This is a genomic window from Streptomyces tibetensis (assembly GCF_007655005.1).
GTDB lineage: Bacteria > Actinomycetota > Actinomycetes > Streptomycetales > Streptomycetaceae > Streptomyces > Streptomyces tibetensis.
In genome coordinates this window covers 50,809-70,712 of the sequence record NZ_SZVW01000010.1, presented here as the reverse complement: position 1 = coordinate 70,712, position 19,904 = coordinate 50,809, and the positions used below count along the sequence as shown (strand labels likewise).

General features: G+C 72.8%; 16 protein-coding genes. 7 read left to right on the top strand and 9 right to left on the bottom strand.

Annotated features, from left to right (window positions below):
• The first annotated feature begins 28 nt into the window (after window positions 1-28).
• Together FDO69_RS18215 and FDO69_RS18210 are read left to right on the top strand one after the other, a co-directional pair.
• Window positions 29-523: an NUDIX domain-containing protein gene (locus FDO69_RS18215; RefSeq protein ID WP_104780899.1), complete on the top strand. Its 495-nt coding sequence runs from the start codon at window positions 29-31 to the stop codon at window positions 521-523.
• Between the two features lie 80 nt (window positions 524-603).
• A complete protein-coding gene (locus FDO69_RS18210; RefSeq protein ID WP_104780898.1) occupies window positions 604-1,335 on the top strand; it encodes an SIR2 family NAD-dependent protein deacylase in 732 nt (243 codons plus the stop codon).
• Between the two features lie 36 nt (window positions 1,336-1,371).
• On the opposite strand, the gene FDO69_RS18205 is transcribed toward FDO69_RS18210, so the two are convergent.
• Together FDO69_RS18205 and FDO69_RS18200 are read right to left on the bottom strand one after the other, a co-directional pair.
• Window positions 1,372-1,854, bottom strand: a complete 483-nt coding sequence (locus FDO69_RS18205) for a methylated-DNA--[protein]-cysteine S-methyltransferase (RefSeq protein WP_104780897.1) — start codon at window positions 1,852-1,854, stop codon at window positions 1,372-1,374.
• Between the two features lie 9 nt (window positions 1,855-1,863).
• Window positions 1,864-3,345 (bottom strand): AlkA N-terminal domain-containing protein, encoded by a 1,482-nt coding sequence (locus tag FDO69_RS18200; RefSeq protein WP_276616071.1) that lies wholly within the window; start codon window positions 3,343-3,345, stop codon window positions 1,864-1,866.
• A 143-nt stretch (window positions 3,346-3,488) separates the two neighbouring features.
• On the opposite strand from FDO69_RS18200, the gene FDO69_RS18195 reads away from it, so the two are divergent.
• Complete coding sequence (locus FDO69_RS18195; RefSeq protein ID WP_104781091.1) at window positions 3,489-3,851, top strand: ArsR/SmtB family transcription factor; 363 nt, start codon at window positions 3,489-3,491, stop codon at window positions 3,849-3,851.
• Window positions 3,852-3,878: 27 nt separating this feature from the next.
• Here the strand turns inward: FDO69_RS18195 and FDO69_RS18190 are convergent, their stop codons facing one another.
• Entirely contained in the window at window positions 3,879-7,772 is a 3,894-nt protein-coding gene (locus tag FDO69_RS18190) for a glycoside hydrolase family 2 TIM barrel-domain containing protein (RefSeq protein WP_104780896.1), read from the bottom strand.
• A 208-nt stretch (window positions 7,773-7,980) separates the two neighbouring features.
• On the bottom strand, window positions 7,981-8,811 hold the full coding sequence (locus FDO69_RS18185) for an alpha/beta fold hydrolase (protein ID WP_167526637.1): 831 nt from the start codon (window positions 8,809-8,811) through the stop codon (window positions 7,981-7,983).
• A 152-nt stretch (window positions 8,812-8,963) separates the two neighbouring features.
• Between FDO69_RS18185 and FDO69_RS18180 the strand changes: the two genes are divergently transcribed.
• Window positions 8,964-11,009, top strand: a complete 2,046-nt coding sequence (locus FDO69_RS18180) for a SpoIIE family protein phosphatase (protein ID WP_104780895.1) — start codon at window positions 8,964-8,966, stop codon at window positions 11,007-11,009.
• 12 nt (window positions 11,010-11,021) lie between these two features.
• Here FDO69_RS18180 and FDO69_RS18175 read toward each other — a convergent pair whose 3' ends face one another.
• Window positions 11,022-11,438: a DUF7144 family membrane protein gene (locus FDO69_RS18175; protein WP_104780894.1), complete on the bottom strand. Its 417-nt coding sequence runs from the start codon at window positions 11,436-11,438 to the stop codon at window positions 11,022-11,024.
• Between the two features lie 363 nt (window positions 11,439-11,801).
• Here FDO69_RS18175 and FDO69_RS18170 point away from each other — a divergent pair, with 363 nt between their 5' ends.
• From FDO69_RS18170 to FDO69_RS18160, 3 genes are all read left to right on the top strand, one after another.
• Window positions 11,802-12,380, top strand: coding sequence for a potassium channel family protein (locus FDO69_RS18170; RefSeq protein WP_104780893.1), 579 nt, complete (start codon window positions 11,802-11,804; stop codon window positions 12,378-12,380).
• A gap of 3 nt (window positions 12,381-12,383) precedes the next feature.
• Window positions 12,384-13,793 carry a DUF2252 domain-containing protein gene (locus tag FDO69_RS18165; RefSeq protein ID WP_104780892.1) on the top strand — a complete coding sequence of 470 codons (1,410 nt, stop codon included), beginning with the start codon at window positions 12,384-12,386 and terminating at the stop codon, window positions 13,791-13,793.
• A gap of 186 nt (window positions 13,794-13,979) precedes the next feature.
• Window positions 13,980-14,813, top strand: a complete 834-nt coding sequence (locus tag FDO69_RS18160) for a class II glutamine amidotransferase (RefSeq protein ID WP_104780891.1) — start codon at window positions 13,980-13,982, stop codon at window positions 14,811-14,813.
• Between the two features lie 19 nt (window positions 14,814-14,832).
• Here FDO69_RS18160 and FDO69_RS18155 read toward each other — a convergent pair whose 3' ends face one another.
• The 4 genes from FDO69_RS18155 to FDO69_RS18140 form a co-directional block, all read right to left on the bottom strand.
• On the bottom strand, window positions 14,833-15,342 hold the full coding sequence (locus FDO69_RS18155; protein ID WP_104780890.1) for an O-acetyl-ADP-ribose deacetylase: 510 nt from the start codon (window positions 15,340-15,342) through the stop codon (window positions 14,833-14,835).
• The gene (locus tag FDO69_RS18150; RefSeq protein WP_104780889.1) at window positions 15,339-16,748 is read right to left on the bottom strand and encodes a phytoene desaturase family protein; all 1,410 of its coding nucleotides are present in this window, start codon (window positions 16,746-16,748) and stop codon (window positions 15,339-15,341) included. The genes FDO69_RS18155 and FDO69_RS18150 overlap by 4 nt, the downstream gene beginning before the upstream one ends.
• A 180-nt stretch (window positions 16,749-16,928) precedes the next feature.
• A complete protein-coding gene (locus tag FDO69_RS18145; RefSeq protein ID WP_104780888.1) occupies window positions 16,929-17,774 on the bottom strand; it encodes an inositol monophosphatase family protein in 846 nt (281 codons plus the stop codon).
• Window positions 17,775-18,058: 284 nt separating this feature from the next.
• Window positions 18,059-19,885 (bottom strand): gamma-glutamyltransferase family protein, encoded by a 1,827-nt coding sequence (locus tag FDO69_RS18140; protein ID WP_104780887.1) that lies wholly within the window; start codon window positions 19,883-19,885, stop codon window positions 18,059-18,061.
• Window positions 19,886-19,904: the final 19 nt, after the last annotated feature.

The window sequence follows — 19,904 nt, the reverse complement described above, 5'->3', positions numbered from 1 at the left end:
GCGGGGAGGTGCTGGTTACCCTGCACCGGTGACTTCCTCTCCTGACTACGCCGCCTACATCGCGTCCCTCCCCCGCGTCCTGGCCGGCGCCGCCACGCTGTTCCGGGACGACGAGGGCCGTGTGCTGATCGTCGAGCCCAACTACCGGGATGGCTGGACGCTGCCCGGCGGCACCGTCGAGTCCGACGACGGCGAGACCCCGCGGCAGGGCGCCCGGCGCGAGACGGCCGAGGAGATCGGCCTGGACCGTGAGCTCGGCCGGCTGCTGACGGTGGACTGGGTGCAGGGCGCGGGCCGTCCGCCGCTGGTGGCGTACCTGTACGACGGTGGGGTGCTGAGCGAGGACGACTTCAAAGCGATCCGCCTCCAGGAGGAGGAGCTGCTGTCCTGGCGGCTGGTGGCGCGCGAGGAGCTGACCGAGTACCTGTCAGGCGCCCACAGCGGCCGCGTCCTGGCCGCCCTCGACGTCCTGGCGGACGGCTCGGGGACGGCGGAGCTGGAGAACGGCCGGCGGGTGTCCTGACGGGTCCGGCCTGTCACCCCTCGGCGTCCCGTTCGAAATGCGCTCGCCGCCGTCCCGCGGACCGGCCTACCCTCGGCGACATGGCCAAACCCCTTGTCGCCCTGCTCACCGGTGCCGGCATCAGCACCGATTCGGGGATCCCGGACTACCGCGGGCCGAACGGGCTGTGGCGGCGGGACCCCGAGGCGGAGAAGCTCGTCACGTACGAGTACTACATGGCCGATGCGGAGATCCGCCGCCGCTCCTGGCTGATGCGGCGCGACACCGGGGCGCTGCGGGCCGAGCCCACCGCCGCGCACCGGGCCGTGGCGGAGCTGGAGCGGTCCGGGGTGCCGGTACGGGTGATCACACAGAACGTGGACGGGCTGCACCAGCTCGCCGGGATGCCCGCCCGCAAGGTGCTCGAACTGCACGGGTCGGCCCGCAGTGTCGTCTGCACCGGCTGCCACGCCCGCGGCCCGATGGCGGACGCGCTCGCCCGGGTGGACGCCGGTGAGGACGATCCGCGCTGCCTGGAGTGCGGCGGGATCCTGAAGCCGGCGACGGTGATGTTCGGCGAGCGGCTCGACCCCGTCGTCCTCGGCGAGGCGGCCGCCGTCAGCAAGGCCTGTGACGTGTTCGTCGCCGTCGGTTCGAGCCTTCAGGTGCAGCCCGCGGCCGGTCTCGCCGGTGTCGCCGCCGACCACGGCGCCCGCCTGGTCGTCGTCAACGCCGAGCCGACCCCGTACGACGACCGTGCCGACGAGATCGTCCGCGATCCCATCGGCACGGCGCTGCCGAAGCTGCTGCGTCGCCTCGGGGACACCCCCTGAAGCCTCGGGGACACCCTCTGGAACCGCGGGGCCCCGCTAGAACAGCGCCGCCCCGCGTTCGAAGTCCAGCAGGCGCTGCTTGCGTTCCAGGCCGCCGCCGTAGCCGGTCAGGCCGCCGTTCGCGCCGATGACGCGGTGGCAGGGGACGATGATGCCGATGGGGTTGCGGCCGTTGGCGAGGCCGACCGCGCGGGAGGCGGCGGGGGTGCCGAGGGTGTCCGCGAGCCGGCCGTAGGTGCGGGTCTCGCCGTAGGGGATGCGGCGCAGTTCCTCCCAGACGGCGCGCTGGAACGGGGTGCCGGTCAGGCGCAGTTCGACGGTGAACTCCTCGAGCTCGCCCGCGAAGTAGGCCTTCAGCTGCTCCTCCGTCTCCGCGAAGGGGGTGTCGTCGCGGGTGCCGAAGGTCTCGTGCTGCGGGCGGTGGCGCTGGTCGGTCATGTAGAGGCCGCACAGGACGCCGTCCTCGGCGACGAGGGTGAGCGGGCCGTACGGGCTGTCGGTCATGGTGTGCTGCTTCATCGGACGTCCCTATACCGGAAGGAAGTTGATCGGGTGGCTGTCGGTCGCCCAGAGGTACTGGACCGCGTAGGCCCGCCAGGGGCGCCATGCCGCCGCGCGGGCGGTGAGGGCGGCCGGGGTGGCGGGCAGGCCCAGTTCCCGGGCTGCGCGGCGGATGCCGAGGTCGGTGGGGAGGAAGGCGTCGGGGTCGCCGAGGGCGCGCATGGCGATGACGTCCACCGTCCAGGGGCCGAAGCCGGGCAGGGCGAGGAGTTCGGCGCGGGTGCGCGGCCAGTCGCTCTCGACGCCCAGGTGGAGGTCGCCGTCGGCGAGCCGGCCGACCAGGGTGGTGAAGGTCGTGCGGCGGGTGCTCGGCATCGCCAGCGTCTCGGGGTCGAGCGCCGCGAGGGCCTCGGGAGCCGGGAAGAGGTGGGTGAGGCCGCCCTCGGGGTCCTCGACCGGTTCGCCGTGCGCGGTGACCAGGCGGGCCGCGTGGGTGCGGGCGGCGGCGGTGGAGACCTGCTGCCCGAGCACGGCCCGGACGGCGAACTCGGCCTCGTCGACCGTGCGCGGCACCCGCCGTCCGGGCGCCTTGTCCACCAGGGGCGCGAGGACCGGGTCCGTGCGGAGCTGGTCGTCGATGGCGACGGGGTCGGCGTCCAGGTCGAGCAGGCGGCGGCAGCGGCTGATGGCGACGGTCAGATCGCGCAGGTCGCTGAGGGTGAGGCGGCAGGCGATGTGGTCCGGGTGGGGGGTGAGGGCCACGATGCCGTGGCCGTAGGGCAGGCGGAGGGTGCGGCGATAGGAGCCGTCGCGCCACTCCTCCACGCCGGGTACGGCCGTCGCCGCGAGGTGGCCGAAGAGGTTGTCGGGGTTGAGCGGGGTGCGGAACGGCAGCCGCAGGGACAGGGCGCCGGGGGTGCTCGCGCCCTGCCGCTTCGGGGCGCGGGCGCGCAGCTCGCTCGGGGAGAGGGCGAAGACCTCGCGGACCGTGTCGTTGAAGGTGCGGATCGAGGCGAAGCCGGCGGCGAAGGCGATCTGCGCCATGGGCAGGGCGGTCGTCTCGATGAGCAGCCGGGCGGTCTGGGCGCGCTGGGCGCGGGCGAGCGCGAGGGGGCCCGCGCCCAGCTCCGCGAGGAGCTGCCGCTCGACCTGCCGGGTGCTGTAGCCGAGGCGGCCGGCGAGGCCGGGCACGCCCTCGCGATCCACGACCCCGTCGGAGATGAGCCGCATGGCGCGGGCCACGAGATCGGCGCGCTGGTTCCACTCCGGGGAGCCGGGGCTGGTGTCGGGCCGGCAGCGCTTGCAGGCCCGGAACCCGGCCTGCTGACAGGCCGCCGCGCTGGGGTGGAAGACCATGTTCTCCGGCTTGGGCGGCACGACCGGGCAACTGGGACGGCAGTAGATGCCTGTGGTCAGGACGGCCGTGAAGAACCAGCCGTCGAACCGCGCGTCCTTCGACCGGACGGCGCGCAGGCAGCGCTCGGTGTCGGTGTGCATCCCCATCTGCATGGGTCCAGCATCCGGCACCGGGCGGCGCGGGGCTGGCGAGAATCCGACATCGACGTGTCCGCTCCCGGCGGGCGGCACGGGCGGACAGCCGAGACAGATGAAGATTCATTCATGTGTTCGTGCGGGGCCGGTACGATGACGGCATGGGTCATGGAGCCGTCACCCCCGCGCAAGACGCCGCCGAGCGTGTACGCCTGGACGCGGACAACGTCGCGAACGTCGCCACCACGCTCCAGGCCCTGTCCACACCCTCCCGGCTGCTCATCCTCGCGCGGCTGCGCGAAGGCCCGCTGCCGGCCACGGAGTTGGCCGCCGAGGTGGGCATGGAGCAGTCGGCCTGCTCCCACCAGCTGCGGCTGCTGCGCAATCTGGGCCTGGTCGTGGGCGAGCGGCAGGGCCGTTCGGTGGTCTACGCACTGCACGACCACCATGTCGCCGAGCTGCTCGACCAGGCCGTGTACCACGTGGAGCATCTGCGGCTCGGCATCAGCGACGCCGCCGACTGAGGCGGCGCCGCTGTCCCACGATCCGTTCTAGTCGGTGGCGGTCCGCCGTCGCGAGGCCTCCGTCGCCTCGCTCACCCGCGTCAGCGGACGCAGCCGGTAGGTGTACGCGTAGTCGCGGTCGGCGAGCAGCTTGAACTCGGCGTGCGTGTGCGCGCCCCAGCTGTCGTCGCCGCCCACGCCCATCTGACGGTGGTTGAGCCGCAGGACCACCGCGTCCCGGGGGGTGAGCTGGTAGTCGTGGCGGGCCCCGACGGACAGGTCCTCGGGCGTGAAGTGCGAGGCGTTGACCTCCAGCAGCGGCTCACCGCTCACGAGCAGTCCGCGCCCCCGGCCGTCGGTCAGCGCGGCCCAGCGGACGTCGGTCTTGTTGCCGTTCTCCTGGGGGCGCAGGTAGGAGGTCCACTGCCCGGAGACGGTTCCGGAGTACAGGCCGACGTCGGTGGCGTCGTGGCGGTCCCACATGTTCTCCTCGGGTCCCCGGCCGTAGTAGTGCAGCCGGTCCAGGCTCCGCGGCAGGAACAGCAGGGTGCCGACCTCCGGGATGTACGGCAGGTTCGCCGCGCCCGGGTGCAGGGTGTTGTCGACCTTGATCTCGCCGTTGCCGAAGACTGTGAATGTCGTGCTGTACGTGGACTCCGTGCTGGTGGGCAGCGTGCCGGTGACGGTGACCTCGACGGCCCGGTCGGCCAGGGGCCGGACGCGTACGTCGGACACCTTGCGCTTCGCTCCGGCGTCGCGCCAGGTCTGGTTGCGGGTGTGCTGGCCGTTGCCGCGGTCGTTGTCGGTGGGCGCCCGCCAGAAGTTCGGGACGGGCCCTGAGGTGAGGAGACGGGTGCCGCCCGCCTCGTAGGAGGTGATGGTCCCGGTGCCCTTGTCGACGGTGACGGCGAAGCCCTTGCCCTTGACGGTGACGGTCTTGTCCCCGTCGGTGTGGCTCAGGGCGGGGACGCTCCGCAGCGGCGCGGGTTTCACGGCCGGACTGCCGGCGTCGAGGGCGAGTTGCTGCTTGGCCACCTCGAAGCCGGCCTTCGCCCACTCGGTGGCCTCCCTCGTGGTGAAGGAGAGCTGGAGGAAGTACTCGGTGCCGGGCTCGGGCCTGGCGGGGATCCGTACCGGGACCTTGATGTCCTTGCTGCTCAACGGGGCCACATCCAGCTGGTCGCGGGTCAGCCGGCCACGCTGGACGACCTCGCCGTCGGCGACCAGGGACCAACGGCCCTCGAACTCGCGGAGGTTGGTGAACAGGTACTCGTTGGTGAGCGTGACGGCACCGGGGCCGCCGGAGGCCGACGTGGCGTTGACGGCCTGGTAGATCTGCTTGACCTCGGCCGACTTGCCGGTGAGGCCGCGGTCGGCGGTGACGATGCCGTCGCCGGAGAAGGCACCGTCGTTGGGATTGTCGCCCCAGTCGCCGCCGTAGGCGTAGAACGTCCTGTCGCGCGGGCGCTTCTCGGTGAGGCCGGCGGTGGCGGCGTCGAACCAGAAGCGCACGCCCTCGTCGTCGGGCCCTCGCGTGTCCGAGGCCAGCTCCGCGGCGCTCAGAGCGCGGGCGTACACGCGGGCCCGGCGGATGGTGCCGCTGAACTCCCGGGTCGGGTTGTCGACGTCGGTGGCCAGCGACAGGGAGGCGGTGTTGTCGGCGGGGCGGCGGGTGGTGGTCCTGGTGCCCCGCACCTGGCCGTCGACGTACAGGGTGAGCGTGCCCGCGTCCGCGTCGAAGACGCCGGCGATGTGGTGCTCCTGGCCGGTCCAGCCCTCGGGCAGCGCCCAGCTCGCGGTGACCCACTGGCCGCCGCCGTGGATGAAGAACTCCAGGTTCCTGTCGGTCTGCTTGAGGGCGTACTGGGTGTCGCCCTTGGCGATGATGGGCTGATGGCCGCCGGTGACATCCGGGGTGACCCAGGCCTCCAGGGTCAGGGAGCCGGTGAGGTCGAGGCGGGTGTCGCGGGGGAAGACGGTGCCGCCCGAGACGCCCTTGGCGCGGTCGAAGGTGCCCGCGGGTGCCATGACCTCGCCGCGCAGCGAGCCCGGGCCGGACTCGGTCAGCAGCTTGCGTGCCGGGGTGGGCCAGCGCAGCGCCTGGTCGACGAAGTCCCAGATCCAGCCGCCCTGGAGGACGTCGTAGCGGCGGATGAGGTCCCAGTACTTCTTGAAGTTTCCGCTCGAGTTACCCATCGCGTGGGAGTACTCGATCATCACGTAGGGCCGGGTGTCGCCGGTGTCCTTGGCGCGCTGCTCGACCCGCTGCGGGCTGTCGTACATCTCGGAGCGGATGTCGCTGATGCCCGGGCGGTCGTCGCCCTCGTACTGGATGACGCGGGTGGAGTCGTAGGAACGGATCCAGTCGTGCATGGCGTTGAAGGTCGTGCCGCCGCCGGCCTCGTTGCCGAGGGACCAGATGACCACCGAGGCGTGGTTCTTGTCGCGGTGGACCATGTTCTGGGCGCGGACCACGCACGCCTCGGTCCACTCCGGGTGTCCGCTGCCGGGGAACTTGTCGCGGATGCCGTGGGTCTCCAGGTTGGTCTCGTCGACGAGGTAAAGGCCGTACTCGTCGGCGAGTTCGAGCCACAGGGGGTTGTTGGGGTAGTGCGAGGTGCGGACGCTGTTGATGTTGAGGCGCTTGATGATCTGGATGTCCTCGACCATCTGCGCCCGGGTGAGCGCCGAGCCGGTGACGGGGTGCATCTCGTGCCGGTTGGTGCCGCGGAAGGAGACCGGCTTGCCGTTGATGCGCATCAGGCCGTCCTTCAGCGCGAACTCGCGGAAGCCGACCCGGTGCGAGAGGGTCTCGACCACCTTGCCGGCCGGGTCGCGCAGGCGGAGCACGGCGGTGTAGAGGTTCGGGTGTTCGGCCGACCACAGCTGGGGCGAGGGGACGGCCCTGGACGCCTCGGCGGTGGCCTCGTCGCCGTCGGGGACGTCGACGGTCCGGTTCAGGGGGCGGGACCAGACGGCATGGCCACGCGCGTCGTAGAGCTGGGTCTCGACGGTGTAGCGGCCCGCGCCCTCGCCGCCGTAGTCGCGGACCTGGGCGGTGACCTTGAGCTCGGCGGAGGTGTAGTCGTCGCCCAGCGGGGTGTCCAGGCGGAAGTCACGCACGTGCACGGCGGGCGTGGAGAACAGGTGGACCGAGCGGAAGATGCCGCTCAGCCGGATCATGTCCTGGTCCTCCAGCCACTCCGCGTCGGAGTAGCGGTACACCTCGACCGCGATCTGGTTGGTGCCCGGCTTGAGGTGGGGGGTGATGTCGTACTCGGCGGAGGTGTAGGAGTCCTCGTGGTAGCCCGCCAGCTTGCCGTTGATCCACACGTAGTGGGCGGACTTGACGCCCTCGAAGTGCAGGAAGGTGCGCCGGCCCGACCAGTTGCGGGGCACGGTGAACGTGCGGCGGTACTGGCCGACGGGGTTGTAGCGGGTCGGGGCGGCGGGCGGCTGGGCGTTCTCGCCGCCGCCGTTGGGGCCCCACCAGGGGTAGGTGATGTTGACGTAGATCGGGAAGTCGTAGCCGTGCAGCTGCCAGGCCGAGGGCACGGGGATGGTGTCCCAGCCGGAGTCGTCGACGTCGGTGCCGTAGAAGTCCGGGTCACGGTCGTCGGGGCGGTCCGCGTAGGCGAACTTCCAGGTTCCGTCGAGGCTCAGCCGGTACGGCGAGTGCTCGCGGTCGCCCTTCAGTGCCTGTCCGAGGTCCGCGTAGGGCATGAGGGTGGTGTGCGGTGGCTCGGTGCCCACCCGGTACACGCTCAGGCCGTCGTTCCACTCCGGAGGGCCGTCCGCCGCCGGGCGCCGGCCGGCCGCGTGCGAGGCGGTGGGCGACGCCGAGAGGGCGAGCGCGCCGAGCACGGCGGCTCCTCCCTCCAGCAGACGACGGCGGCTGACGACGGGCCGGTCGGTGGGGGACGGATGCGGGGGGTGCGGCATGAACGTGGCCTTCCTCGGTTCGACAGGTGCGGTGCTGCACGGACTGAGGGCACGTCAGAAGCGATCCTCAACTGCGCACCCGTGGTGGGTGTTTCTGTTGATTCAGGTGACAACTGACGGTGACAGAGCAACTGCTGAGCAGGCACACCCTAGGACTCGCACACAATCGAAGCAATGACCGCGTCTGACTTTGTGCGGTCCTGATGATTCAGGCCGTGAGGAAGGCCAGCAGTTCGCTCGTCAGCCGCGCGGGCGCGTCCAGCGGGACGAGATGTCCGGCGTCGGGGACGGGTACCAGCCGCGCACCCGGGATGAGGTCGGCGAGTTCCCGCCCCTTGGCGAAGGGGATCCAGGTGTCCTCGGTGCCCCAGCACACCGTGACGGGCAGGTCGATCGAGGGATAGAGCGGCTGGATCTCGTCGGTGTAGCGCTGGTCGGCCTGCGCGATCTGCCGGTAGAAGGCCGCCTGCCCCTCCTCCCCCGTCCAGGGCCCGACCAGGGCGTCGAGGATGGCGGGGCGCAGGCCGGGGTGGCTCGCGGAGGTGACGTACTCGCGCACCAGGGCCTCGTGCAGCGCCGCCGGGAGCTGCTCGAAAACCTGACTGTGCTCCCCGACCAGGCGGAAGAAGGGCGAGCCCCAGGGCTTGAGGGCCACCGGATCGACCAGCGCGAGCCGCCGGTAGCGGGCCCCGTGCAGCAGGTGGGCGCGCAGGGCCACGCAGCCGCCGAAGTCGTGCGCGATCACGGACGGCTCCCGCAGCCCCCAGTGCGCCAGCAGCTCGGTGAGGATCCGGCCCTGGGCGGCCAGTGAGACGTCCTGGCCGGCGTGCATGCCGGAGGTGCCGTAGCCCGCCATGTCCCAGACGTGGACATGGTGCCCGACGGCGGCGAGGGCGGGTCCGATCTCGTGCCACACGTACGACGAGAAGGGCGTCCCGTGCAGCAGCACGACCGGCTCTCCGCCGGGGTCGCCCCACCGGTCCCAGCGCACCGTCCCCGACCCCGTGAGCAGGCTCTCCCGCAGCGCCACGTCCTCCACGATGCCGCTCCCTTCCGCCGCGGGTCCCGACCCGCGCTTTTTTGTCGTTTCGGCGCGACAGTGCCGCTGCTCCGACCGTAATGTGACCTCATCGGACAGCCCGCACAACAGATCATGGCGGTACCTTTGCCGCGCCGGAAGGAGCGGCCCGCATGAACGGCTATGCGACCTCGGACCGCGACGCCGTCACGGCCGCGCCCGGCGGGCTGCTCGATCTGCTCAAGGTCGCGGCCGTGGTTCTCGACGCGCGCGGGCACATCGCGCTGTGGAGCCCCGAGATCGAGCAGCTGCTCGGCTGGACCGCGGAGGAGGCTCTGCGGCAGCGCGCCGACACCCTCCTGGTCTCCCCCGAGAACCGCCCCCGGGGCAGGGAACTGTTCACGCAGGTCAGCACGGGGGCGCGGTGGGCCGGGGTGTTCCCGCTGCGGCACCGTGACGGGACGGAACGGGCCGTGGAGTTCCGTACGATGCGCCTCCTCGACCCCGAAGGGCAGCCCCACCTGCTGGGGCTCGCCACGGACGCGACGACGGTACGCAAGGTGGAGCGCGACCTCGCCCTCTCCCACAGCCTCGTCAACCAGACCCCGCTCGGCATCGCCGTCTTCGACAACGACCTGCGCTGGGTCGGGGTCAACCCCGCACTGGAGCGGATCAACGGCGTGCCCGAGGAGGCCGTGCTGGGGCGCCGGGTCGGTGAGGTGCTGCCGGACCTCGACGTCGCGGCCATCGAGACCCGGATGCGGCACGTCCTGGAAACCGGCAGACCGCTGCTCGACCAGCAGACCGTAGGGCGTACGGCGGCGGACGCGCAGGAGCGCGCCTACTCGGAGTCGTACCACCGCATCGAGGACACCGACGGCCGGGTCCTCGGGCTCGCGATGGCCGTACTGGACGTCACCGAGCGCCAGCAGGCCGCGGCCGAGGTCGCTCAGGCGCGCCAGCACCTGTCGGTGATCGCCGACGCGGGGATGAAGATCGGCACCACGCTGGACCTCCAGCAGACCGCCCGGGAACTGGCCGACGTGGTCGTGCCGCACCTGGCGGACCTGGCCGCCGTGGACGTCCTGGAGTCGGTCGTGGCCCGCGGCACCATCACGCCCGTGTCGGGCGGCTCCCCGGCCGAGTTCCGGGCGCTGGCCGTCGCGGCCGGTTACCCCACCGACGCCATCCACGCCGCCGACCCGGTGGGCGAGCTCGCCACGTACGGCTCGTCGCGGATCATCACGCAGTGCGTCCGCAGTGCCCGCCCGGTGCTGGTCGAACGCGTGGACGCCAAGATGCTGCGGCGCCTGGCCCGGGACTCACGGGCCGCCCAGGCCCTGCACGAAGCCGGCGCCCACTCCTACCTGGCGCTGCCGCTGGTGGCCCGGGGCAAGGTGCTCGGCACGCTCTCGCTGTACCGCACGGTCAACGAGCGCCCCTTCGACGACCGGGACCGGGTTCTCGCCTCGGAACTGGCCGCGCGCGCCGCGATCTGCATAGACAACGCCCGCCTCTACGGCCGCGAGCGCGGCACCGCCCTGACCCTGCAGCGCAGCCTGCTCCCGAGCACGCCTGCGGAGCGGGAAGGGCTGGACATCGCCGCCCGCTACCGCCCGGCCCTCAGCGAGGTCGGCGGCGACTGGTACGACGTCCTCCCGCTGGGCCCGGGACGCACCGGGCTGGTCGTCGGGGACGTCATGGGCAAGGGTGTCCAGGCCGCGGCGATCATGGGGCAGCTGAGCACGGCCACGCGGGCGCTGGCCCGGCTGGACCTGCCGCCCGCCGAGCTGCTGCGGCACCTCGACGACATCGCCGGCTCGCTCGGCGACGCGATCGCGACGTGCGTGTACGCGGTGTGCGACCTCGGGCGCGGCACCTGCGAGCTGTCCAGCGCCGGGCATCTGCCGCCGGTGCTCGCCGGGGCGGACGGCAGTGCGCGGCTCGTCGACGTGCCGGGCGGTGTCCCGCTCGGGGTCGGCGGCGTGGAGTTCGGCACCGTGGAGGTGGAGCTCGCCCCGGGCTCCCTGCTCGCCCTGTACACGGACGGCCTGGTCGAGAACCGCGGGGAGCCCATCGACACCGGCCTCGGCACCCTGACCCGGCTGCTCCAGCACGCGGGGCCCAGCCTTCAGCGCGCGAGCGACTCTCTGCTCAGCGCGCTGAGTCCGGAGCCGGACGACGACGTGGCCCTGCTGCTGGTCCGCACCAGGGCCTGAGCCATGACGGGCTCAGGCGTCACCCCTGCGGGGCGTGCACAGGGCCCAGATGATGAACCCTGACATCGCGATCATGATCACGGACCAGACCGGGTAGGCCGGCAGGGAGAGGAAGTTGGCGATGATGACGAGGGCAGCGATGCCCACGCCGAAGACGCGCGCCCAGCCCGCCCCCTGGAACAGGCCCATGCTGACCAGCACGGCGACCACGCCCAGGGCCAGGTGGGTCCAGCCCCAGCCGGTGAGGTCGAACTCGAAGATGTAGTTGCGGGTCGAGACGAAGACCTCGTCCTCGGCGATGGCCGAGATGCCGCGCAGGACGGCCAGGATCCCGGCGATCATGAGCATGATCGCCGCGAAGGCCGTCATGCCGGTGGCCCAGCCGCGCTTCGCCGTCGCGTGCCCGTGCGTAGGGTGTGTGGCGGTCATCCTGCTCCTCGATTCTGCTGAGTCCGGCGCGGTCAGCGACCGGAGGTGGGGGGACCGGGGCGCCCTGTGCGCCCCATGCGGCGGAGCGGCCGCGCAGCGGTTCCCGCGGATCCGTACAGCCCGGCGAGCTCGTCGGCACTGCCGGGCCGGTGCTCGCCGCCCCGGGAACCGCACCTCGCGGCCCTCCGCCCCGGTCGCCCGCCCGGCAGCGGTCCCCGTCGACCTCAGCCTGCCCGGGGCGCATGTCGGGCTGCCTCACCCGTGGCGGGTGATCCCTGTGCGGCGCCGGAGCGCTGAGGTGGTGGGACAGGCCTTGTGGGGCGCCCAGGTGCCGGAGGCGGGACCGCGACCGGAAGACGCGCGATGGACGATCCAGTGGAGCAGCCGGACCGGCGCCCGCCGGGGCGGCGACGGCGTGCCGCGGTCTCGGCCCTCGTCCGCGCCGCGCTCGTCGCGGCCGGGCTCGTCACCGTCTACTACGTGCTGCCCCTGGACGGACGCGGCACGACCACCGACTCGGTCCTGCTGGCCTGCGGTCTGCTGCTGGTCGTCGTGGTGTTCTGGTGGCAGGTGCGGGCCATCGTGACCTCGCCTCACCCCCGGCTGAAGGCCGTCGAGACCCTGGCCACCACGTTGGCGCTCTTCCTGCTGCTCTTCGCGGGCGCCTACTTCCTGCTGGAGCACACCACCCCCGGCTCGTTCAGCGAGCCGCTGACCAAGACGGACTCCCTGTACTTCACGCTCACGACGTTCACCACCGTCGGATACGGCGACATCACGGCCCGCTCGCAGACCGGCCGGGTGCTGGCGATGATTCAGATGGTGGGCGGTCTGATGCTGGTGGGCGTGGCGGCGCGGATCCTCGCCGGCGCCGTGCAGGCGGGACTGCGCCGGCAGGGCCGGGAGCCCTCGGACGACTTCCCCACGCGGCGGAAGGACTGAGCCATGACCGTACCGAGCCCCTTCACGACCTTCATGTCACCGGCCGAGCGGGCGGCCGCCGGCCGGGAGGCGCGGCGGCGGGTGCCGCGGTCGGCCCACGCCGGGTTCGAGGCGGGGCCGGACCGGTTCGACCCGGTCGACGTGCTGGAGCGCCAGTCGGCCACCCGGGTGACGGAGTTGGTGCCGCTCCGCTACGCCCGCATGCTGGAGTCGCCGTTCCGCTTCTACCGCGGCGCGGCGGCCATCATGGCGGCGGACCTGGGGGCCACCACGGACACCGGGCTGCGGGTGCAGCTGTGCGGGGACGCCCACCTGCTGAACTTCCGGCTGCTGGCCTCGCCGGAGCGCCATCTGGTATTCGACATCAACGACTTCGACGAGACGCTGGCCGGGCCGTTCGAGTGGGACGTCAAACGGCTCGCGGCCAGCTTCGCCATCGCGGGCCGCGCCAACGGCTTCGGGACCGCTGAACAGAACGGCGCGATCGAGACCTGTGTCCGGGCCTACCGGCGGCGGATGCGGGACTTCGCCGGGATGCGGAACCTGGACATCTGGTACGCCCAGGACGACGCCGACCACATGCGGGAGCTGATGGCCACGTCGATGTCCAAGGAGGCACGGCGCCGCACCGCCAAGGCCACGGCGAGCGCCCGGACCCGCACCCACATGCAGGCCTACGCCAAGCTCACCCGGGACACGGCCGAGGGGCGGCGGATCACTCCGGACCCGCCGCTGATCACCCCGCTGCGGGACCTGGTGGGCGACTCCTCGGGGCACGGACGGGAAGAGGATCTGCGCGCCGTCCTGGAGGGGTACGCCCGCAGCCTGTCGTCCGAGCGCCGGCATCTGCTGCGCCGGTACCGCCTGGTGGACATCGCCCGCAAGGTCGTCGGGGTCGGCAGTGTCGGCACCCGCTGCTGGATCGTGCTGCTGCTCGGCCGCGACGACGACGATCCGCTGCTGCTCCAGGCCAAGGAGGCGCAGGAGTCGGTGCTCGCGGCGCACAGCGGCGGCGACCGCTACGACAACCAGGGCCGCCGTGTGGTGGCGGGACAGCGGTTGATCCAGACGACCAGCGACATCCTGCTGGGCTGGACGCACACGGTGGGCCTCGACGGACAGGAGCGGGACTTCTACGTGCGGCAACTGCGCGACTGGAAGGGCATCGCCCAGCCGGAGACCATGGACCCCGACCTGCTGCGGCTGTTCGGGCGGCTGTGCGGAGCGAGCCTGGCACGGGCCCACGCCCGCTCCGGCGACCCCGTCGCCATCGCGGCCTACCTGGGCGGCGGCGACCGCTTCGACCGCTCCCTCACTGTGTTCGCCCAGGCGTACGCCGACCAGAACGAGCGGGACTTCGCGGCGCTGGGCGCGGCGGTCCGCTCGGGGCGTGTGCACGCGGCGGCCGGGTGATGACCGGCCGCGTCCGGTCCCGAGCGGACCGGGGCACGTCCTGGCCCGGCCTCCGGCGGGGCGTCACACTCTCACCCGCCGCGGGCGATGCGCCCCCGGCGCCATCCGGGGTTCCCTGAGGTCCACGGACACCACCTACGGAGCCGCCCGGGTCCGGCCCGTGCGGCTCGGAACAGGGGTACGGCCATGTGCCGCTGGCTCGCCTACTCGGGCACTCCCGTGCTGCTCGACGACGTCCTCTACCGCCCGCAGCACTCGCTGATCGACCAGAGCCTGCACGCGCGGATGGGGGTCGAGACCACCAACGGCGACGGCTTCGGCGTCGGCTGGTACGCGTGGCATCTGCGCACTCCCGCCGTCATCCGCGACACCGGCCCGGCCTGGAGCAACCGCAACCTGCGGGAGATCGCCGACCACGTCCGCTCGCCGCTGTTCTTCGCGCATGTGCGCGCCTCCACCGGATCGGCCGTGCAGCAGACGAACTGCCATCCGTTCCGCCACGGGCGGTGGATGTGGATGCACAACGGGGCGATCGACGGGTTCCGTGAACTGCGCCGGGATCTCACCCTGGCGGTGGACCCGGGGCTGTTCGCGTCGATGGAGGGCACGACGGACTCCGAGGTGATGTTCCACGTGGCGCTCACCCTGGGGCTGGACGGCGACCCGCCGGGCGCGGTGGCGCGGATGACGGGGATGATCGAGCGGCTGGGCCGCGAGCACGGGGTGCCGCAGCCGCTGCAGATGACGGTCGCGGTGACCGACGGCGAGCGAGTGTGGTTCTTCCGCTACTCCAGCGCGGGAAAATCACGGTCGCTGTACTACAGCAGCCGCGTGGAGGACGTGCGTGCCCTCCACCCCGACCTCGGGTTCCTCAACCATGTCTCCGACGAGACCCGGCTGGTCGTGTCGGAGCCGCTGGGCGATCTCCCCGGCGTGTGGAACGCCGTACCGGAGAGCACCTACGGTGTCGTGCAGCCCGGGCGGGAACTGCTGCAGCACTTCGAGCCGGAGCCCGTCTGAGCCCTGCCACTCGCCCGGTTCAGCGCAGCCGCGCGGCGAACGCCTCGTACGCCCGCTCGTCGAAGAGGACGAACCTGACCTCCTCGACGGTGGTGTCCGCCGCCCGGACGGTCTCGACCGCGATGCGGGCCCCGTCGTCCATCGGCCAGCCGTAGACACCGGTGGAGATCGCGGGGAACGCCACGGTGCGAGCGCCGAGTTCACCGGCGACGCGGAGCGACTCGCGGTAGCAGGAGGCGAGCAGGCCGGAGCGGTCCTCGGTGGTGCTGAACACCGGGCCTACGGTGTGGACGACCCAGCGGGCGTCGAGGTCGCCCGCGGTGGTGGCGACCGCCTGACCGGTGGGCAGCCCCTTGCCGAGGTGCGCCGCGCGGAGCCTGCGGCAGTCCTCCAGGATCGCGGGGCCGCCACGTCGGTGGATCGCCCCGTCGACCCCTCCCCCGCCCAGCAGGGAGGAGTTGGCCGCGTTGACGATCGCGTCGACGCTCTCGCGGGTGATGTCGCCTTGGACCAGTTCGATGGCCGTCATATCCGCCTCAGTCGCTTCCAGACGGCCTTCGCCGCGTTGTGGCCCGACATGCCGTGCACGCCGGGGCCGGGCGGGGTCGCCGACGAGCAGATGAAGACGGCCGGATGCGGGGTGCGGTACGGGAACAGGGTGGGCCTCGGGCGCAGCAGGAGCTGGAGGCCGGAAACCGCGCCGGAGGCGATGTCCCCGCCGATGTAGTTGGCGTTGCGGGCGGCCAGTTCGGGCGGCCCCGCCGTGGCGCGGGCCAGGACGCGGTCGCGGAACCCCGGGGCGAAGCGCTCCAGTTGGCGCTCGATGGCGTCGGTGAGATCGCCGGTCCAGCCGTGCGGGACGTGACCGTAGGCCCAGAAGACGTGCTTGCCAGCCGGGGCCCGGCTGGGGTCGACGACGCTCGGCTGGACCGTGATCAGGAACGGCCGGTCGGGGGCCCGGCCCTCCCTGGAGGCCGCGCGCAGGGCTGATCCGATCTCCGCGCTGCTCGCGCCGACCTGCACCGTGCCGGCGGCGCGGGCCTCCTTCGCGGTCCAGGGCACGGGGCCGTCCAGGGCGTAGTCGACCTTGAAGACGCCCGGCCCGTAGCGGTATCCGGCGTAGTGGTTGCCGAAGCCGGCGATGCGGGCCAGGGCGGTGGGTGAGGTGTCGAAGACGTAGGCCCGGGCCGGTGGCAGGTCGTCGAGGCGCTTGACCTCGTAGTCCGTGTGGACGCTGCCGCCGAGGTCGCGCAGGTAGGCGGCGAGGGCGTCGGAGAGGGACTGGGAGCCGCCGCGGGCGAGAGGCCAGCCGCGGGCGTGCGCCGCGAGGGCGAAGACCAGGCCGATGGCGCTGGTGGCGAAGCCGCCGAGCGGTGCCATGACGTGGGCGACGAGCCCGGAGAACAGGGCCTTGGCCGGCTCGTCGCGGAAGCGGCGCATCAGCAGCGTCGACGGGGGCAGCCCGGCCAGGCCGAAACGGGCGAGGGTCACCGGGTCGCGGGGCAGGGCGGTCAGGGGCAGTGACATGAAGTCCCGGGCGAGGGTGTCCCACTTGGGCAGGAAGGGCTCGACCAGCCTGCGGTACGCGCCGGCGTCACGCGGGCCGAAGGAGGCGGCCGTCTCGCCGACGGTCCGGGCCAGGACGGCCGCCGAGCCGTCCGGGAAGGGGTGCGCCATGGGCAGCTCGGCGTGCAGCCACTCCAGGCCGTACCGCTCGAGGGGCAGGGCGCGGAACGCGGGTGAGTTGATGGCGAGCGGGTGGGCCGCCGAGCACGGGTCGTGGCGGAAGCCGGGGAGGGTGAGCTCCTCGGTGCGGGCTCCGCCGCCCACGGTGCTCCGGGCCTCGAAGACGGCGACGGAGAAACCGCGACGGGCCAGCTCCACGGCCGCGGTCAGTCCGTTCGGCCCCGCACCCACTACGACGACATCGAGCATCGACGGCACCTTCGGACCCCTTCGTCAGCCGACGGCCACTGAACATCAGGATATGCCCGGAGACTGACAGTCACCGGCCGCGGGTGTTTTCCACTGCGGAAGAGCACTTCACGGCGGCCGGAACCCTCACATGCGCACCGTGCGTAACCATCTGTGTGCGACACGCGACGATCTGCGTTCTCAGGCCCCGCCCGACAGCAGGCCCACCACCCTGCGGGCCGTGGCCGCGTCGCGGGCGGCGGTGAAGGGCAGGGCGTTGCCGCCCTGGATGCGGAACGGGTCGCCCGCGAGGGTGAGGTGCGCGCCACCCGCCTCCTCGACCAGGAGCAGACCGGCCGCGTGGTCCCAGGCCGCTTCCCAGGAGAACGCCACCGCGTCCAACTCGCCGCGGGCGATGGCGAGATACTCCAGTCCGGCGGAGCCGCACGGGCGCGGTGCCACACCGTCGGCGCGCAGGCCGAGCAGGGCGTCCTTCTGCTCGTCCGTCGTGTAGTCGGGGTGGGAGGTGGCCACGCGCAGGTCCCGGCCGGGCTCCGGCACTCCGGCGAACAGCCGCTCCCCGCCGAGGCGGGCGCCCTTGCCCCGCTGGGCGAAGGCGAGCCGGTCGTCGGCGGGCGCGTACGTCCAGGACGCGAGCAGGGTGCCGCGGTGGGCGAGCGCGACCAGGGTGCAGAACCCGGCCTCGCCACGCACGAACTGGCGTGTCCCGTCGACCGGGTCGACGATCCAGACCGGGGCGTCGTCGCGTATCGCCCCGTACGACGCGGGGTTGGCGTGCACCGCCTCCTCGCCGACCACGACCGAGCCGGGCAGCAGGGCGACCAGGGCCTCGGTCAGGTACAGCTCGGCCTTGCGGTCGGCGTCGGTCACCAGGTCGTGCGGGCCGCTCTTCTGGTCGACCTCGTGCGCGGCGAGCCGGCGCCAGCGCGGCAGGATCTCGGCGGCGGCCGCCTTGCGGATCGCCTCTTCGACGTCGGAGGCGTGCTCTGCGAGAAACTCTTCGATGGTTTCGTTGCTGTCGTTCACCCCTCCATGACAACACGGGCCACTGACAGGCCCTGCCCCCCGGGTGCACGCCGGGTGGCATCGCGATGAACAGCGGGCGCGGCCGGGCACGGCCGGACGCCGATGCGCGCCACGGGCTCGGGCGGCTGCGGATCCGGTTGGATCACCGGCCAACCGGCCACCTCGCGGGTGCGGATGTCCGTTGGATCACCGGCCACTGCCTGGCTCGCGGGTCCGAATGCCCGTTGGATCACCGGCCCCGCGCCCACCCCTGCATCCCGCGCGGGTGCCGATCTCCCGCAGGATCACCGGCCGACCGCGTACCCCTGCATCCCGCGCGGGTTCGCCGCCGCCGACAGCACGCCCGTCTCCGGGTCACGCGCGACCACGCACAGCCGGCCTTCCGACCAGGGGCCGCCCACGGTCACGTCGTGGCCGCGGCGCCGCAGCTCCTCGACGACGGCGGGGTCGGTGCGGGACTCCACGGTCACGCTGCCCGGGCGCATGCCGCGCGGGTAGAAGGAGCCGGGGAAGCTGTCGTTGTGCCAGTTCGGGGCGTCGATCGCGCCCTGGAGGTCGGGGCCGCCGCGCACGGGGCCGCGCAGGGCGACCGCGAGGAAGAAGTGCAGCTGCCACTGATCCTGCTGGTCCCCGCCGGGCGTGCCGAACGCCAGCACGGGCACGCCGTCGCGCAGGGCGATCGAGGGCGTCAGGGTGGTACGGGGGCGGCGGCCGGGGGTGAGGGAGTTCGGCAGGCCCTCCTCCAGCCAGGCCATCTGGAGCCGGGTGCCGAGCGGGAAGCCGAGTTCGGGTACGACGGGGTTGGACTGGAGCCAGCCGCCGCTGGGGGTGGCCGAGACCATGTTGCCCCAGCGGTCGACGACGTCGAGGTGGCAGGTGTCGCCGCGGGTGGTCCCGTCGGCGAGGATCTCCGGCTCGCCCGGCACGGGGGACGCCGGGCTCTTGGCGACGGTCGGTTCGCCGACGCCCAGGGCGTCGAAGCCTTCCTGTGCGGCGGCCGCCACGCGCGCGTGCGCGCACAGCCGCGGGGTGCGTCCGCCGGGGCTGCCGGGTCGCAGGTCGTTCTCGGCCCGCTCGCCGACGAGGGCCCGTCGGGCCGTATTGTAGGCGTCGGACAGCAGGTCGTCGAGGGGCACGTCGGCGGCGTCCCCGTACCAGGCCTCCCGGTCGGCCATGGCGAGCTTGCAGTTCTCCACCAGGAGGTGGACGTAGTCGGCCGAACCGTACGGGGGCAGTTCGGGCGGGAGCAGGGCGAGTTGCTGGAGGAGGACCGGGCCCTGGCTCCAGGGGCCCGGCTTGCACACGGTCCAGCCGTTCCAGTCGTAGGTCGCCGGTGTCTCGTAGGTCGCGGACCAGGCGGCGAGGTCCGCGGCCGTGAGGGTGCCGGTGTGGCGTTCGCCGCTGGTGTCCCTCGTGGGGTGTCCGGCCTGGCGGACGAGGGCGTCGGCGATGAAGCCGGTACGCCACACCTGCCGCGCGGCCTCGATCCGTGCCTCCCGGTCGCCCGCGCCGGCGGTCTCGGCGAGCAGGCGCTTCCAGGTGGCGGCGAGCGCGGGGTTGGCGAAGAGCTCGCCGGGGCGCGGCGCTTTGCCACCGGGCAGGTAGACGTCCGCCGAGGAGGTCCACTCCGTCTCGAACAGCTCGCGCACGGTCTCGACGGTCTCGCCGACCCGCTCCACGGGCGCGTGTCCGTGCTCGGCGTAGCCGATGGCGTACGCCAGGACGTCGTCGAGGGACTTGGTGCCGTGGTCGCGCAACAGCAGCATCCAGGCGTCGAACGCGCCCGGCACGGCGGCGGCGAGCGGCCCGGTGCCGGGAACCAGGTCCAGTCCGAGGCCCTGGTAGTGCTCGACGGTCGCGCCCGCCGGTGCGACGCCCTGCCCGCACAGAACCCGTACCTCGCCACCGGCCGGGGCGAGCAGGATCGGCGCCTCGCCCGCCGGGCCGTTGAGGTGCGGTTCGACGACGTGCAGCACGAACGCGCCCGCCACGGCCGCGTCGTAGGCGTTGCCGCCGCTCTCCAGGACGGCCATCGCCGACTGCGAGGCGAGCCAGTGGGTGGAGGACACCATGCCGAAGGTGCCCTGGAGGGTGGGGCGGGTGGTGAACATAGGGCCTCTCAGCTCGCTG

Coding starts and splice junctions, on each gene's coding strand:
- FDO69_RS18205 (WP_104780897.1), bottom strand. CDS start 1,854: ATGAAGCAGCACACCATGACCGACAGCCCGTACGGCCCGCTCACCCTC.
- FDO69_RS18200 (WP_276616071.1), bottom strand. CDS start 3,345: ATGCAGATGGGGATGCACACCGACACCGAGCGCTGCCTGCGCGCCGTC.
- FDO69_RS18140 (WP_104780887.1), bottom strand. CDS start 19,885: ATGTTCACCACCCGCCCCACCCTCCAGGGCACCTTCGGCATGGTGTCC.
- FDO69_RS18210 (WP_104780898.1), top strand. CDS start 604: ATGGCCAAACCCCTTGTCGCCCTGCTCACCGGTGCCGGCATCAGCACC.
- FDO69_RS18170 (WP_104780893.1), top strand. CDS start 11,802: ATGGACGATCCAGTGGAGCAGCCGGACCGGCGCCCGCCGGGGCGGCGA.
- FDO69_RS18195 (WP_104781091.1), top strand. CDS start 3,489: ATGGGTCATGGAGCCGTCACCCCCGCGCAAGACGCCGCCGAGCGTGTA.
- FDO69_RS18150 (WP_104780889.1), bottom strand. CDS start 16,748: ATGCTCGATGTCGTCGTAGTGGGTGCGGGGCCGAACGGACTGACCGCG.
- FDO69_RS18160 (WP_104780891.1), top strand. CDS start 13,980: ATGTGCCGCTGGCTCGCCTACTCGGGCACTCCCGTGCTGCTCGACGAC.
- FDO69_RS18190 (WP_104780896.1), bottom strand. CDS start 7,772: ATGCCGCACCCCCCGCATCCGTCCCCCACCGACCGGCCCGTCGTCAGC.
- FDO69_RS18155 (WP_104780890.1), bottom strand. CDS start 15,342: ATGACGGCCATCGAACTGGTCCAAGGCGACATCACCCGCGAGAGCGTC.
- FDO69_RS18165 (WP_104780892.1), top strand. CDS start 12,384: ATGACCGTACCGAGCCCCTTCACGACCTTCATGTCACCGGCCGAGCGG.
- FDO69_RS18175 (WP_104780894.1), bottom strand. CDS start 11,438: ATGACCGCCACACACCCTACGCACGGGCACGCGACGGCGAAGCGCGGC.
- FDO69_RS18180 (WP_104780895.1), top strand. CDS start 8,964: ATGAACGGCTATGCGACCTCGGACCGCGACGCCGTCACGGCCGCGCCC.